Origin of the sequence: Streptococcus suis (genome assembly GCF_002960445.1) — a bacterium.
Lineage (GTDB): Bacteria > Bacillota > Bacilli > Lactobacillales > Streptococcaceae > Streptococcus > Streptococcus hyiners.
In genome coordinates this window covers 289079-304369 of record NZ_POJD01000142.1, presented here as the reverse complement: position 1 = coordinate 304369, position 15291 = coordinate 289079, and the positions used below count along the sequence as shown (strand labels likewise).

The 15291-nt window shown below is 41.0% G+C and carries 18 protein-coding genes; 16 read left to right on the top strand and 2 right to left on the bottom strand.

Annotation, left to right across the window (positions count from 1 at the left end; all coding sequences use genetic code 11):
* Window positions 1–38 precede the first annotated feature (38 nt).
* The 14 genes from C1G53_RS05345 to C1G53_RS05280 all read left to right on the top strand — a co-directional run bounded on the left by C1G53_RS05345 (window position 39) and on the right by C1G53_RS05280 (window position 12040).
* The gene (locus C1G53_RS05345; protein WP_105117950.1) at window positions 39–440 is read left to right on the top strand and encodes a Spx/MgsR family RNA polymerase-binding regulatory protein; all 402 of its coding nucleotides are present in this window, start codon (window positions 39–41) and stop codon (window positions 438–440) included.
* Window positions 441–460: 20 nt separating this feature from the next.
* Window positions 461–739: a UPF0223 family protein gene (locus C1G53_RS05340; RefSeq protein ID WP_105117949.1), complete on the top strand. Its 279-nt coding sequence runs from the start codon at window positions 461–463 to the stop codon at window positions 737–739.
* On the top strand, window positions 729–1487 hold the full coding sequence (locus C1G53_RS05335; protein ID WP_105117948.1) for an inositol monophosphatase family protein: 759 nt from the start codon (window positions 729–731) through the stop codon (window positions 1485–1487). Before C1G53_RS05340 ends, C1G53_RS05335 begins: the two co-directional genes overlap by 11 nt.
* On the top strand, window positions 1487–2788 hold the full coding sequence (locus tag C1G53_RS05330; protein WP_105117947.1) for an RsmF rRNA methyltransferase first C-terminal domain-containing protein: 1302 nt from the start codon (window positions 1487–1489) through the stop codon (window positions 2786–2788). The genes C1G53_RS05335 and C1G53_RS05330 overlap by 1 nt, the downstream gene beginning before the upstream one ends.
* Window positions 2789–2925: 137 nt before the next feature.
* A complete protein-coding gene (locus C1G53_RS05325; protein ID WP_105117946.1) occupies window positions 2926–3795 on the top strand; it encodes a phosphate ABC transporter substrate-binding protein PstS family protein in 870 nt (289 codons plus the stop codon).
* A gap of 2 nt (window positions 3796–3797) precedes the next feature.
* On the top strand, window positions 3798–4715 hold the full coding sequence (pstC, locus tag C1G53_RS05320; protein WP_029176378.1) for a phosphate ABC transporter permease subunit PstC: 918 nt from the start codon (window positions 3798–3800) through the stop codon (window positions 4713–4715).
* Window positions 4705–5592: a phosphate ABC transporter permease PstA gene (pstA, locus tag C1G53_RS05315; protein ID WP_044758719.1), complete on the top strand. Its 888-nt coding sequence runs from the start codon at window positions 4705–4707 to the stop codon at window positions 5590–5592. Before pstC ends, pstA begins: the two co-directional genes overlap by 11 nt.
* 24 nt (window positions 5593–5616) lie before the next feature.
* Window positions 5617–6420, top strand: coding sequence for a phosphate ABC transporter ATP-binding protein PstB (gene pstB / locus C1G53_RS05310; RefSeq protein WP_029173634.1), 804 nt, complete (start codon window positions 5617–5619; stop codon window positions 6418–6420).
* A gap of 11 nt (window positions 6421–6431) precedes the next feature.
* Complete coding sequence (gene pstB, locus C1G53_RS05305) at window positions 6432–7190, top strand: phosphate ABC transporter ATP-binding protein PstB (protein ID WP_105117945.1); 759 nt, start codon at window positions 6432–6434, stop codon at window positions 7188–7190.
* 27 nt (window positions 7191–7217) lie between these two features.
* On the top strand, window positions 7218–7874 hold the full coding sequence (gene phoU / locus C1G53_RS05300; protein WP_105117944.1) for a phosphate signaling complex protein PhoU: 657 nt from the start codon (window positions 7218–7220) through the stop codon (window positions 7872–7874).
* Window positions 7875–8020: 146 nt separating this feature from the next.
* A complete protein-coding gene (locus tag C1G53_RS05295) occupies window positions 8021–8449 on the top strand; it encodes a hypothetical protein (RefSeq protein WP_105117943.1) in 429 nt (142 codons plus the stop codon).
* 141 nt (window positions 8450–8590) lie between these two features.
* The gene (locus tag C1G53_RS05290; protein WP_105117942.1) at window positions 8591–9262 is read left to right on the top strand and encodes a response regulator transcription factor; all 672 of its coding nucleotides are present in this window, start codon (window positions 8591–8593) and stop codon (window positions 9260–9262) included.
* Entirely contained in the window at window positions 9255–10637 is a 1383-nt protein-coding gene (locus C1G53_RS05285; protein ID WP_105117941.1) for a sensor histidine kinase, read from the top strand. The genes C1G53_RS05290 and C1G53_RS05285 overlap by 8 nt, the downstream gene beginning before the upstream one ends.
* 173 nt (window positions 10638–10810) lie before the next feature.
* The gene (locus C1G53_RS05280) at window positions 10811–12040 is read left to right on the top strand and encodes a transglutaminase domain-containing protein (RefSeq protein ID WP_105117940.1); all 1230 of its coding nucleotides are present in this window, start codon (window positions 10811–10813) and stop codon (window positions 12038–12040) included.
* A 44-nt stretch (window positions 12041–12084) separates the two neighbouring features.
* On the opposite strand, the gene rpsT is transcribed toward C1G53_RS05280, so the two are convergent.
* Both rpsT and coaA read right to left on the bottom strand, forming a co-directional pair.
* On the bottom strand, window positions 12085–12333 hold the full coding sequence (gene rpsT, locus C1G53_RS05275) for a 30S ribosomal protein S20 (protein ID WP_012027069.1): 249 nt from the start codon (window positions 12331–12333) through the stop codon (window positions 12085–12087).
* Between the two features lie 58 nt (window positions 12334–12391).
* A complete protein-coding gene (coaA, locus tag C1G53_RS05270) occupies window positions 12392–13312 on the bottom strand; it encodes a type I pantothenate kinase (protein ID WP_105114818.1) in 921 nt (306 codons plus the stop codon).
* A 112-nt stretch (window positions 13313–13424) separates the two neighbouring features.
* Here coaA and C1G53_RS05265 point away from each other — a divergent pair, with 112 nt between their 5' ends.
* Together C1G53_RS05265 and C1G53_RS05260 are read left to right on the top strand one after the other, a co-directional pair.
* Window positions 13425–14015 (top strand): class I SAM-dependent methyltransferase, encoded by a 591-nt coding sequence (locus C1G53_RS05265; RefSeq protein ID WP_105117939.1) that lies wholly within the window; start codon window positions 13425–13427, stop codon window positions 14013–14015.
* A complete protein-coding gene (locus C1G53_RS05260; protein ID WP_105117938.1) occupies window positions 14012–15289 on the top strand; it encodes a pyrimidine-nucleoside phosphorylase in 1278 nt (425 codons plus the stop codon). Before C1G53_RS05265 ends, C1G53_RS05260 begins: the two co-directional genes overlap by 4 nt.
* Window positions 15290–15291 lie beyond the last annotated feature (2 nt).

The window sequence follows — 15291 nt, the reverse complement described above, 5'->3', positions numbered from 1 at the left end:
ATAGACTTGTAGGATAATGTAGAAGGGGGGATTAGTGGATGATTACGTTATTTTTATCACCGAGTTGTACCAGTTGCCGTAAGGCGCGTGCTTGGTTGACCAGTCACGAAGTCCCTTTTGTTGAACACAATATCATGACCAGCCCTTTGACGGCGGATGAACTGAAAAAGATATTGGCTTTGACTGAAAATGGAACAGATGATTTGATTTCTACTCGTTCCAAGGTTTTTCAAAAGCTGAATATTGATGTAGATGAGTTGTCCATTAAACAGTTGATTGAGCTGATTGAACTTTACCCAAGTCTTTTGCGCCGTCCCATTATTTTGGACGAGAAACGGATGCAAATCGGTTTCAATGAAGATGAAATTCGTGCATTCTTACCACGCAAATACCGCAAGCAAGAACTAAAAAATGCTACATTGAGGGCAGAAATCGGATAAGAAAGATAGATTTAGAAGATATGAACAAAAATTATTCATATCCACTTGATTTTTCGTGGAGCACAGAGGAGATTTCCTCCGTGCTTTCTTTTTTAAATCAGGTGGAGGCAGCCTATGAAAAAGGTGCGGATGCAAGTGCTATCCTTACCAGCTATAAAGAATTTAAGGATGTTGTAAAGAGTAAGGGGCAGGAGCGCCAGATTGATCGCGAATTTGAAGAAGTATCTGGCTATTCCACTTATCAAGTTATCAAGGCTGCTAAGGAGAAAGGGAAAGGGGTTGTCCGTCTTGGAAACTAAGTATCGCTTAGCCCAATCACTTGTTTTGGCTGCAGGGGATTTTTTACGTCAGCATTTAGATGATCAATTGGAAATTGAAGAAAAGGCTAGTGCCAGAGATTTGGTGACCCACTTGGACAAGGAAGTTCAAGATTACCTTACTAATAAACTTAAAACAAATTATCCCAATGACTTCATTTTTGGTGAAGAAGGTGGCGACGTCAGTTCTATTTCACAGGGAAATGTATGGGTTATAGATCCGATTGATGGAACTAGCAATTTTATTGCACAGAAAAATGATTTTGCTATTATGGTCGCCTATTTTGAAAACGGAGTTGGACAGTTTGGTCTGATTTATGATGTTATACAGAATAAATTGTTTCGCGGAGGCGGAAACTTTCTAGTATGTTGCAATGAGGAGCCGTTAAAGCAACAGACATTTGCTCCCCTCCAGCAAAGTCTGATGGGCTTGAATGCTCAACTCTACGCAGCCAATCAACATGGCTTGGCTGACCTAGCAAATCAGACTTTAGGCACACGATCAGTTGGCAGTGCAGGTATTGGTTTCACCCATGTTTTAGAAGGAAGGCTATTTGCCTACGCTTCCTATTTGTATCCATGGGATTATGCTGCGGCCAGTATCTTAGGTCAAGGATTGGGATTTAGTTTGCTGAGCTTGGAAGCAGAAGTCCCCTCATTTGATAAGAGAGAACATGTTGTCCTCGTTGCCAATCAACACTTAGAGGAAGTGAAGAGGTATTTATTTTAATGCAATTACCACAGGATTTTATTGATAAATATAGTGATTTGCTTGGTCCAGAAGCCCAAGCATTTTTTGAGAGTTTTGATGAGCCAGCTATTTCAGGTTTTCGGACAAATCCCTTGAAGGAACATCAAGTCACTTTTGACCAACCAATTCCAGATATGCCTTGGTCTTACTATGGTAAAGTTTCAGGTAAATCGCCAGAACACGTGACTGGTTTGGTCTATTCACAAGAACCAGCTGCCCAAGTAGTCGGACAGGTTGCTAGTCCTGAAAAGGGAATGAAGGTCTTGGATCTGGCTGCTGCACCGGGTGGAAAATCAACCCACCTGCTTTCTTATCTGGACAATACCGGACTACTAGTGAGTAATGAAATTTCAAGCAAACGGGCAAAAATTCTAGCAGAAAATATTGAACGGTTTGGAGCAAGAAATGTAGTCGTGACAAATGAGTCTGCCGACCGCTTGGCCAAGGTCTTTCCAGCTTATTTTGACATGATTGTCTTAGATGCTCCTTGTTCCGGGGAAGGTATGTTCAGAAAGGATCCTGCTGCTATTCAGTATTGGTCAAAAGATTATCCAGCCCAGTGTGCTAGCCTACAGCGAGAAATTTTAGAATCCGCTTTAGAAATGCTGGCTCCAGAAGGTCAGTTGATATACTCGACCTGTACTTGGTCACCAGAGGAAAATGAAGAAATTGTCGCTTGGCTATTGGAGAATTATGAGCTAGAGTTGCTTGATATTCCCAAAATCAATGGCATGGCAGAAGGGATTGGCTACCCTCAAACGGCTCGCATGTACCCCCATTATTTTGCAGGAGAGGGGCAGTTTGTAGCCAAGTTTAGATATAGAGGTGAAGCCAAGCAGAAAAAAATGAAGCCAGGGAAATCAAACCTAAATAGAGAGCAACAAGCTCTCTGGAAAGAATTTGAGCAGAAGCATTTAACTGTTCAATTGTCCGGTCTGTTACAGGTTTTTGGAGATAATCTCTATCTCTTGCCTGATGGATTGCCAGATTTGTCTAAAGTTAAGATTGCACGGAATGGACTTCATTTGGGCACTTTCAAGAAGAAACGCTTTGAACCTAGTTTCGCCTTGGGTCTGGCGCTGCACAGTTCAGAAGTCAAGCATAGAGTAGATATCAGTTCAGATGATTTTGTAGCATATGTGGCTGGACAGACTGTTGCAGTTTCTAAGGACCTACCTAATGGTTGGTATCAAGTAGCAGTTCAGGGAAATGGTCTAGGATTTGCGAAAATTGTTTCTGGTACCCTTAAAAATGCCTTTCCTAAGGGCTTGAGATTTTAGTTGAATTAAGCAGATTTTTTTTGCAACTTGTCTTTTTATATGATATAGTGGATGAGTGGAAATAACTTGTAAATTCCTTGTAAAATACAAGGAAATCATAAGGAGATTCCACTGAAAAATGTAAAGGAAAAAACGAAATGAAAAAAAAGCAGAAGCTTGGAATTGCAGCTTTGTTTCTTTTGAGTAGTGTAGCTCTTGCTGGTTGTTCCTCATGGATTGACCGTGGAGAGTCTATTACTGCAGTCGGTTCTACAGCCCTTCAACCTCTAGTTGAAGCCGCAGCAGATGAATTCGGTAGTGTCAATATCGGAAAATCTATTAACGTACAGGGCGGTGGATCAGGTACAGGTCTGTCCCAGGTCCAGTCTGGAGCTGTTCAGATTGGTAACTCGGACGTGTTTGCGGAAGAGAAGGATGGTATCGATGCTAGCAAATTGGTCGACCATCAGGTTGCCGTTGCAGGTCTAGCCGTTATTGTCAATGAAAAGGTAACAGTTGCCGATATTACTACAGAAGATCTTCGTAAGATTTTCACTGGTGAGATTACCAACTGGAAGGAGCTTGGTGGTAAGGATTTGGAGATTTCCATCATCAACCGTGCAGCAAGTTCTGGTTCTCGTGCGACGTTTGATAGTATCATTATGGATGGTCATACAGCGGCACAAAGCCAAGAGCAGGATTCAAACGGGATGGTTAAGTCTATCGTAGCTCAAACACCAGGTGCTATTTCCTACTTGTCATTCGCTTATCTTGATGACTCAGTAAAAACCATCAAGCTAAACGGTGCTGAGCCAATTGCAGAAAACGTGGCAACCAATGCTTGGCCGATCTGGTCTTATGAGCATATGTACACCAAGGGTGAGCCAACTGAATTAACGGAGGAATTCTTGGACTACATGATGTCAGACGAAGTTCAAGATGGTATCGTTGAAAGCATGGGCTATATCTCTATCAATGATATGAAGGTTGAAAAGAGTGCTGATGGCACAGTGACAGAGAAGGAGTAAGCATGAAAAACGAACAACTAGCTAAAGAATTATCTTCTCCGTCTAAGAACTCCCGCTTGGAGAAGTTTGGTAAGGTCATTACCTTCCTATGCCTATCGCTGATTGTCTTTATCGTTGCCATGATTTTGATTTTCGTTGCGCAGCGTGGTTTATCGACTTTCTTTGTGGATGGTGTGAGTATCACTGATTTCTTGTTTGGAAGCAAGTGGGAACCAAGCTCTAAAATCTTTGGGGCTCTGCCGATGATTTCAGGTTCTTTCATCGTTACGATTTTGTCAGCTATCGTAGCAACACCAATTGCTATCGGTGCAGCAGTTTTCATGACAGAAATTTCACCTAAGCGTGGTGCTAAGATCTTGCAACCTGTTATCGAGCTTCTAGTCGGAATTCCGTCAGTAGTATATGGTTTCATTGGTTTGCAAGTGGTTGTGCCTTTTGTACGCTCAATCTTCGGTGGTACTGGTTTTGGTATCTTGTCAGGGGTATTTGTCCTCTTTGTCATGATTTTACCAACAGTAACCTTTATGACGGTCGATAGTTTGCGTGCGGTGCCTCGTCACTACCGTGAAGCAAGTTTGGCAATGGGTGCAACTCGTTGGCAGACAATTTGGCGCGTTATCTTGAATGCCGCTAAACCAGGTATTTTCACGGCCGTAATCTTCGGAATGGCGCGTGCCTTCGGTGAAGCCTTGGCGATTCAGATGGTAGTTGGTAACTCAGCGGTTATCCCAACTTCTCTCACAACGCCTGCAGCGACCTTGACTTCTGTGTTGACCATGGGTATTGGTAATACGGTTATGGGAACAGTTCAAAACAACGTTCTTTGGTCCTTGGCTCTTGTCTTGCTCTTGATGAGCCTTATCTTTAACATGATTATGAAATTTATTACGAGAGAGGGTAAGAAAAACTATGCACGCTAAAAAATTCGATAAATTGGCGACTGGTATTCTTTACTCCATCGCTACGGTGATTGTCGTTATTTTGACATCACTTATTCTCTATATCTTGCTCCGCGGTTTGCCACATGTTGACTGGCATTTCTTGACTAGCAAATCATCTTCATATAAAGCTGGTGGTGGTATAGGAATTCAGCTCTACAACTCATTCTTCCTATTGGTTGTAACGCTCTTGATTTCTGTTCCCTTGTCAACAGGTGCAGGGATTTACTTGGCAGAATATGCAAAGAAAGGTCCTTTGACAAACTTCATCCGTACCTGTATTGAGATTTTGTCATCTCTTCCATCAGTTGTCGTTGGTTTGTTTGGTTACTTGATTTTCGTTGTACAGTTTGAGTATGGTTTCTCCATCTTGTCAGGAGCCTTGGCTCTGACAGTCTTTAACCTGCCACAGATGACCCGTAACGTTGAGGACAGCCTTCGTCACGTTCACCATACACAACGTGAAGCTGGTTTGGCCCTTGGTTTATCTCGTTGGGAAACGGTTCTTCACGTAGTTATTCCTGAAGCACTGCCTGGTATTGTAACAGGTATTGTATTGGCATCAGGTCGTATCTTTGGTGAAGCGGCTGCCCTTATCTATACAGCGGGTCAATCAGCACCAGCCCTTGACTGGTCAAACTGGAATCCATTGAGTGTTACGAGCCCGATTTCTATCTTCCGTCAATCAGAGACCCTTGCGGTTCACATTTGGAAGGTCAACAGCGAAGGGACAATCCCAGATGCAACTCAAGTGTCAGCTGGTTCAGCAGCCATCCTCTTGGTATTCATCTTGATTTTCAACCTTTCTGCTCGTTATATCGGTAAGAAACTTCATGCGAAAATGACTTCAGCAGCTTAGAAGTCTGACTTATAAGGAGAAAAAATGGCAGATTATAACTGGAATGAACGCCATATCATTACTTTCCCAGAAGAAAATATTGCCCTTTCGACAAAAGATGTTCATGTTTACTATGGTAAAAATGAAGCCATCAAGGGCATTGATATGCAGTTCGAAAAAAATAAAATTACAGCCTTGATTGGTCCATCGGGTTGTGGTAAATCAACCTATCTTCGCAGTCTAAACCGTATGAATGATACGATTGACATTGCTAAGGTAACAGGCCAAATCCTTTATGAAGGTATTGATATCAACAGACCTGACATGAACGTTTACGAAATTCGTAAGCATATCGGAATGGTATTTCAACGTCCAAACCCATTTGCAAAATCAATTTATCGTAACATTACCTTTGCCCATGAGCGTGCGGGTGTGAAAGATAAAAAAGTTTTGGATGAGATTGTTGAAACTTCTCTTAAACAAGCAGCCCTCTGGGATCAGGTAAAAGACGACTTGCATAAGTCAGCCTTTACCTTGTCAGGTGGACAACAGCAACGTTTGTGTATCGCGCGTGCGATTTCTGTGAAACCACAAATCTTGCTCATGGATGAACCAGCTTCAGCCTTGGATCCAATCGCGACGATGCAATTGGAAGAAACCATGTTTGAGTTGAAGAAAGACTACACCATTATCATCGTAACGCACAACATGCAACAAGCTGCTCGTGCAAGTGATTACACCGCTTTCTTCTATCTTGGCGACCTAATCGAGTATGACAAGACAGCGAATATCTTCCAAAATGCAAAACTCAAGTCAACTAACGACTATGTTTCTGGTCACTTTGGATAGAAAGGAAAACTATGACATCACCTATTTTACAAGTAAAAGATTTATCTGTTTACTACAATAAGAAAAAGGCCTTGAATAGCGTTTCAATTGATTTCTATCCAAATGAAATTACAGCCTTGATTGGTCCGTCAGGTTCTGGTAAGTCAACCCTCTTGCGTGCTATTAACCGCATGGGCGATTTGAACCCAGAAGTGACCTTGACTGGTGCCATTGATTACAATGGGAAAAATATTTACAGTCCTCGTACAGATACAGTAGACCTTCGCAAGGAAATCGGTATGGTTTTCCAACAACCGAACCCATTCCCTATGTCCATCTATGAGAATGTTGTTTACGGTCTTCGTATTAACGGTATTAAGGATAAGCAAATTCTGGATGAAGCAGTAGAACGTTCTTTGATTGGAGCATCTATTTGGAACGAGGTTAAGGACCGCTTGCATGATTCAGCCGTTGGTTTGTCAGGTGGTCAGCAGCAACGTGTCTGTGTAGCCCGTGTACTGGCAACCAGTCCAAAGATTATCTTGTTGGATGAACCGACATCAGCCTTGGACCCAATTTCAGCTGGTAAGATTGAAGATACGCTTTATGGTTTGAAGGACAAATATACCATGGTCTTGGTAACGCGTTCGATGCAACAAGCGTCACGTATTTCAGATAGAACTGGTTTCTTCTTGGACGGAGATTTGATCGAGTATGACTTGACCAAAGAAATGTTCCTCAGTCCGAAACGTAAAGAAACAGAGGACTACATCACAGGTAAATTCGGCTAGGCCGTAAGAAATAGAAAAGAGGTTCGTATGTTAAGAGCTCAGTTTGAAGAAGAATTAGGCAAACTCCATAATCAATTTTATGCCATGGGTAACGAAGTGTTGGCACAAATCAATAATGCTGTTCGTGCTTTCACCACTCATGATCGTGAGTTAGCAAAAGAAGTGATTGAAGCGGATAAGAAAATCAATGCTTTTGAAGTGAAACTAGAGAAAAAATCACTTGAAATCATTGCCCTACAACAACCTGTTTCAACAGACCTTCGTCGTGTTATCACTGTTTTGAAGGCTACTAGTGACTTGGAGCGTATGGGTGACCATGCTGTTTCAGTTGCCAAGGCTGCGATTCGTATGAAGGGGGAAGTTCGCATTCCTGTTGTTGAAGAAGAAATCAAGAAAATGGGGCGCGAGGTTCGTCAACTAGTAGAGCAAACCTTGGAACTTTACCTTGGTGATGCGGATATGGAGCGTGCTTATGAAGTAGCGGCACGTGATGAAGTGGTCAATGGTTTTTACTCATCTATCCAAGAATTGACAACTGAGGAAATCAAGAAAAATCCAGATTCTTTGGTTGCTGGTCGTGACTATTTCCAAGTGTTGACTTACTTGGAACGTGTTGGTGACTATGCTAAAAATATCTGTGAGTGGGTTGTTTACCTACGAACAGGCGACATCACTGAATTGTAAGATGGAAGTCCGAAAGGGCTTCTTTTTGTATGGTATAAGAATGTGCTACCGACCTTTAGTTTGCTTTAAGTTTTTCATTTTATACTATTTTTATCATCAGATGGTTACCATTATTCTGATAAATATAAATTGAAAAGAGGGATTTCATGTCAATCATCAATCTATTAAAGTCGCAATCGAAAACAGTATTGGCAGCGGTTGCTATAACTGCGGCCACTGTAGGATTTGCTGGTGGGATGTCAGTTGCAAAAAGTGTAGGAAATGCGACTAGTCAAAGTCAAGCCACTTTGGCGCAAAACCAAGATCATTCAATCCTTGGAAACCAAACTCCTCCAGCACCTAATGGTCGTTTACGAGGTATGCCTCCTGGAAAAAATGGAGCAATGCGAGGAGTGCCGTCTGATCACAATGCTAATACCAATAGAATGTCACCTAATCAAGCTACAATACCACCCGATGTTACAAGTGGTTCTAGTCAGTCGAATACTTCCTCTGATGAAGTCAATGCCCTAAAAGAGAAAAATAAAGAAATAAAAGCACAAATTTCAGGTAGTTCCGTGACATCAAACCAATAGGAAAAATAAGAAAAAAGTGGTATAATTGCCCCAGCTTTGTTGGTCATACAGAATGAACTCGATAAAAGTGACAGAAAATCAAAGTTCAAGTTCTTCCTTAGTTCCTTGAACGATTTCACATAGTAGAAAAAGGAGATAAACATGATAAAGATTTTGTTAGTAGAAGACGATTTAAGCCTATCCAATTCAGTTTTTGACTTCCTAGATGATTTTGCAGATGTCATGCAGGTTTTTGATGGAGAAGAAGGAATTTACGAGGCTGAGTCAGGTGTGTATGACCTTATTCTCTTGGACTTGATGTTGCCTGAGAAGGATGGCTTCCAAGTCTTGAAAGAATTGCGTGAAAAAGGAGTGACAACCCCTGTTCTGATTACAACAGCCAAGGAAAGTCTTGAAGATAAAGGTCATGGATTTGAATTGGGTGCGGACGATTATTTGACCAAGCCTTTCTATTTGGAAGAGTTGAAAATGCGTATTCAAGCCCTCCTTAAACGTTCAGGTAAATTCAACGACAATCAATTGACCTACGGTGATGTGACAGTTGATCTTGCGACTAATTCCACAAAGGTAGATGGTAAAGAAGTTGAACTACTGGGCAAAGAGTTTGAACTATTGGTCTATTTCCTACAAAATCAAAATGTTATCCTACCTAAGACACAGATTTTCGATCGCCTGTGGGGATTTGACAGCGATACGACCATTTCAGTAGTGGAAGTTTATGTGTCAAAAGTTCGTAAAAAATTGAAAGGAACGGCCTTCGGGGAAAATCTGCAAACCCTTCGCAGTGTCGGCTACATTCTAAAGAATGTTTAAGAGATATAAAAAGATTGTCAATACGGAAAGTTTTTCCTTCTTCATTCGCTATTTTGCTGTATTTACCCTGATATTTGGTTTGATGACAGCCATCATCTTTCAGCTCATGCGCTCCACTATGTATCAGACGACAGATGATACACTAAGTCGGATTAAGGATGAACCCTCTATGATGATTGGTTTTGCAATTGCGCGGACCTATGAGCCAGATTCTGAATTTATTATCCATGATGAAAGTGAGCAACATTCTGCAACAAATTCCTCCTCAACGACTGCTTCATCGGAGGATCCACCACCAAAGGATAAGAAAGGTGATCAACCAATGAGGTTAGGCACCAATACCCATGTTTTGCTCTATAGCAAGAGTGGTGCACTTTTGAACCCGGATAATTTTACAGGTTTATCCGATTTGAAAGTCGATAAAGAAAAGTTGGGGGAAATCAAGGAGTTGACGGTTGAAACTCCATTTGGTTCTGAGGAACATTACCGCTATATCACGGTTGAATTATCCGCAGAGGATTTGGGCTATTATTCTAACTATGACATTACCTGCGCAACGATTTTGGTCAATGTCAGCCAGATAAAGTCTTCTATTGGAACTTATGAATCGACTGTAGCTGTAGTTATGATTTCAGCTTGGTTAATTTCTATTGTCGCTAGTATTTACTTGGCTAATCTCAGCATGAAACCTATTTTAATAAGCTATCAAAAGCAAAAGGATTTTGTCGAGAATGCTAGCCACGAATTGCGTACACCACTGGCGGTATTGCAAAATCGCTTGGAAAGTCTATTCCGTCATCCAGAAGCAACGATTTTGGACAGTAGTGAGAGTATTGGTTCTAGTCTGGAAGAAGTACGAAATATGCGCCTACTGACGACCAATCTGCTCAATCTTGCTCGGCGTGACGATGGATTTAAGCTAGATATAGTAGAGGTGAGCCCTGCCTACTTGGATGAAGTATTTGAAAACTACCGTATCATTGCTGAGGAAAATGGTAAGAAGTTTAGGGCTGATAATCTCATTCAAAAGTCCTTCCGAACGGACAGGGTTCTGTTGAAGCAATTATTAACGATATTATTTGATAATGCAATGAAATACACGGATGAGAATGGTGACATTCACATTACGGCTACTATGAAGGAGCGCCATGTTTCCATCGCTGTAGCTGATAATGGTCTAGGTATCTCAGATGCAGATAAGAAGAAAATATTTGACCGCTTTTATAGGGTTGATAAGGCACGGACACGCCAAAAAGGTGGTTTTGGTCTGGGACTTTCTTTGGCTCAACAGATTATCAAATCCCTCAATGGTCAAATTCTTGTCAAAGATAATCAACCAAAAGGGAGTATTTTTGAAGTCCATCTTCCTAAATAATACTAATTAGATTAGTTCTTGATTTTATTAGATGAGATAAAAAAGAGGAGTAGTGGAACCTTTAAACAGGTTTCCTACTCCTCTTTTTTGTCAAGTATGATATACTAATCTGTAAGTGCTCTGAACTCTGTTCTTTCCCTAGTTCAAGAGCAAATTGTTGTTAGGAGTGAACCATGAAAGAGTATTTCTATACCCGAAAATCAACCCTTATTTGCCTCCTCAGTCTTTCGGTAATCACTTTGACTGCTTGTTCAACTAATCAAGTAGCAGACAAACTAAAAGACCTACAATTTGAATTTGTTCAGGAGAAGAATGAACGTGAGGCAGAATTGTCTGCGCTAAGGGAAGAAGTTGCGGGGAATTTTTATTTTCAAGAGTTGGATACAGACAGGGAACAGCGTGTCTATCTCCAATTTGTTAATGGCTTGAGAAAAAGAGAAAGCAGGATTGAGATTGATTCGGTCAATCAGGAAACCTATACTCGTGTCTATTTTTCTGTTGCCAATGATTTCCCAGAATACTATTGGTTAACGGATGCCATGGTTGATGGCATTGGTTTTTCAGACTTATCAAATCCTATCTATCCTGATGATGTTGAGCAAGTCAGTTGGCAACTTGAAAATCTTGCCCGAGCTATTATTGAACAAGCTCCTAAAGGTTCAGATTATGAGATGGTCAAGTTTTTCTACGAAACTATTATCAAACAAACTGACTATGATTTAGAGGCCCTGTCCAATGACAGTCTTTCTTGGAAAGAACAGGGGATTACTAGTGTTCTTCTTGAACGGAAATCTGTATGTGCAGGCTATAGCCGAACCTTTCAGTATTTATGTAAATTAGCTGGTATAGATTGTATCTATGTTAGTGGCATGGCTAACAGTGAGCAGGGAAACCAAATCGGCCATGCATGGAACCTGGTTCAGATTGATGGTCAGTACTACGGTATTGACACGACCTGGGGTGATCCTGTCTTTGAAGAAGCCATGGGTGGTCAAGCGAAATCAGATATCTCTTATGACTATCTCTGTGTTACGGATGAATTTTTAAATAGAAGTAGAAAGGCTGATAGTGATTTACTGGCTTACTGGGGCAAGGAATACCCTTTTCAGTCAAGGCCCTTGGCCTATCCATCTGCTCAAGACAATTCCCTTAATTATTATATGCAAATGGGAGCCTATTTCCCAAGCTTTGATGAGCTAGCTATCTTAGAAAGTGTTCGTCAGCAGAAAGAGCAGGGGGCAGAGAGGATTTTTCTGCAATTTGCAAACCAGCAAGCCTTGCAAGAAATGGTGAATTTAGCAGGCAGTGACAACAATAATCTCTTTTATGCCTTGGGAGATGTATATACCTATCAGTATTTTTACAATGACCAGACCTATACGTTTGAAGTGACTGGCTGGTAAGAATGAGAGGATAAAAAAAGGAAACCCGAAGGTTTCTTTTTTTATTAAGCAAGTTTTGATGCAAGACGTGCTTTGTCGCGGCTTGCTTTGTTTTTGTGAATCAAACCTTTAGTTTCTGCTTTATCGATTGCTGAGCTAGCAGCGCGGAAAAGCTCTTCAGATGGGTTAGCTTCAAATGCTTTGATTGCCGTACGCATAGCTGATTTTTGTGCTGAGTTTTTTTCGTTTTGTTTAACGTTCAATTCAGCGCGTTTGATAGCTGACTTAATGTTTGCCAATGGTTTCACCTCCACCCTTTCTTGTACTAACTATACCATTATATCTGAAAAGATAGGTTTTGACAAGTGAAATTTATTTTTTTAGATAAATTTTATCAATCTCATGGTTATCAGCCTTATGGAGAATAATGTCTGCACGGTTTCGGGTAGGTTCGATGAACTTTTCCAAATTAGCTAGGTTTATATTTTTCCAAGTATTTTGGGCAATGGCAATGATTTCTGGATAGGTCATCTGAGTAAAACGATGGTAGTAGTTGTTGGGATCATTCTTTGCCAGAGTTAATAATTTTTGGAAACGTTCTAGGTACCAGGTTTCAATATGTTCCACATCGGCATCAACGTAAATGGACAGGTCGAAATAATCACTGACATAAAGTCGTTGGTTTTGTGGATTTTGAAACACATTGATACCCTCCACAATCAGAAAGTCAGGGGCCTTAATTTCCTGAAGCTGATCCGGTACGATGTCATAAATCTCATGAGAATAGACAGGGATTTGACAATCGTAGCCGTTTTTAATCTTGTCCACGAAATCAATCAATTTTTCCATATCATAGGACTCTGGAAATCCTTTTTTGTTCAATATCTGGCGCTCTTCCAGAATGGCATTTGGATAGAGGAATCCATCTGTTGTGACCAATTCAACTTTGGCGTGTTTAAAGGTACGGGCGATTAGGATTTGAAGCAGGCGGCTGGTGGTGGATTTTCCTACGGCCACACTACCAGAAACACCGATAATAAAAGGCTGAGGTTTGATGGATTTTTGCAGGAAGAGGCTCTTGGTGAAATTGAGGTCCTTTCGAGCCTTCCGATAAATATGAATAAGGTTGATAAGGGGTAGATAGATATCAGATACTTCATGCAGTTGGATACGGTCATTGAAACTCTTGATTGAATTGAGCTCTTTTTGGCTCAGGGGAATAGTGGTCTTACGATGGAGCTGTTGCCAGGTTTTTCGGTCGATTTCTTCAAAATTTAAAAATTCATTCTTCATAGTTTACTCTTTCTAATAGAAGTAAGCGTTTTACATAATACTTACATTTTATCATATTTTCCAATCTTGCAAAACTCTTGAAAACGTTTTTAAGAAATGGTATAATCGGAGTATGTCTAATATGTATTATGAAAAGAATCCAAGTGCAGCACATGATATTCATGAACTCCGTGTCAGCTTGCTGGATACTCCTATGACTTTCTTAACAGATGCTGGTGTATTTAGTAAGAAAATGGTTGATTATGGAAGTCAGGTGCTTTTGAATTCCCTAGAACTAGCGAAGGGAAAAACTCTCTTGGATGTAGGCTGTGGCTACGGACCTCTGGGATTGACCTTAGCAAAAGTTTATGACCTAAATGTTACCATGATTGATGTCAATAGCAGAGCTTTAGAGCTAGCCGAGAAAAATGCTGAGAAAAATGGTGTTTCTGCGACGATTTTCCAATCCGATGTCTATGAAGCAGTTGAGGGTAGTTTTGATTATGTGATTTCTAACCCTCCCATTCGAGCTGGCAAATCAGTTGTGCATGAAGTGATTACAGGTGCCAAGGAACACTTGGTTGACGGTGGGAGCTTAACAATAGTTATCCAGAAAAAACAAGGGGCACCGAGCGCTAAAAAACGGATGGAAGAAGTGTTTGGAAATTGCCAGATTATTAAAAAGGATAAGGGATACTATATCCTTGAAAGTGTGAAAGAATGAGAGCAGTTGATTTAATTCAGAAAAAACGAGATGGTTTAGAGTTGACTACAGAGGAAATCCAGTGGTTGATTGATGGTTATGTGGATGGCAGTGTACCTGATTACCAAATGTCAGCCTTGGCTATGGCTATCTACTTTAAAGGAATGTCTACCAGAGAGATTTCAGACTTGACCATGGCTATGGTGCATTCGGGTGAGGAAATTGATCTTTCAGCGATTGCAGGTGTTAAGGTTGATAAGCACTCAACTGGTGGTGTAGGTGATAAGGTTACCTTGATTTTGGCACCGCTTGTGGCAAGTTTTGGTGTTCCTGTTGCAAAGATGAGCGGTCGAGGTCTGGGCCACACAGGTGGAACACTTGATAAGTTGGAATCCATTAAAGGATACCAAATCGAAATAAGTCAAGAAGACTTTATCAAGCAAGTTCAGGAAACGGGTGTGGCTGTTATCGGTCAATCGGACAATCTGGTTAAGGCTGATAAATTACTTTATGCCCTGCGCGATGTGACGGCAACTGTGGATATCATTCCTTTGATTGCAAGTTCGGTCATGTCTAAAAAGATTGCGGCTGGTGCGGACGCTATTCTTCTCGATGTAACGGTTGGCGAAGGTGCCTTCATGAAAAACATCGAAGATGCGCGTGTTCTGGCACGAACCATGGTTGACCTTGGAAAAGCTGTTGGTCGCAAGACAGTAGCCGTCTTGACGGATATGTCCCAGCCAGTAGGTACCTCAATTGGTAATCGCTTGGAAATTTTGGAAGCCTTGGAAATTCTTCAGGGAAATGGCAGAGCAGATGTGACAGAATTTATCTGTGAATTGGCTCAAATCATGCTCAGTTTAGCAAACGTTGAAAAAACGGTTGAAGAAGTTTGCCAGCATATTGAAAACGGAGCAGCCCTCAAGAAATTTGAAGAAATGGTTGTAGCTCAGGGCGGAGATTTGGAAGACTTGTACCGTCCGGTTCAAGTTTCTAATCAGGTTGACGTACTCTCTGATGAAGATGGTTACATCGTTGGACTTCCTGCTTTGGAATTCGGACTATTTGCTATGAGAATTGGTGCTGGTCGGGCTGTTAAGACAGACGATTTGGACTATGAAACAGGAATTGTCTTCCATAAGAAAGTCGGAGAAGCGATTGCCGAGGGTGAAAAAATCGCAACAATTTACGCAAATGAAAATATTTCGGAAAATATGCTTACAAATTTCAAGAAAAATGTTAAAATAGATAAAGTAAGTGTAAAAACGAAAGAAATCATCGAGATTATTTCATAATG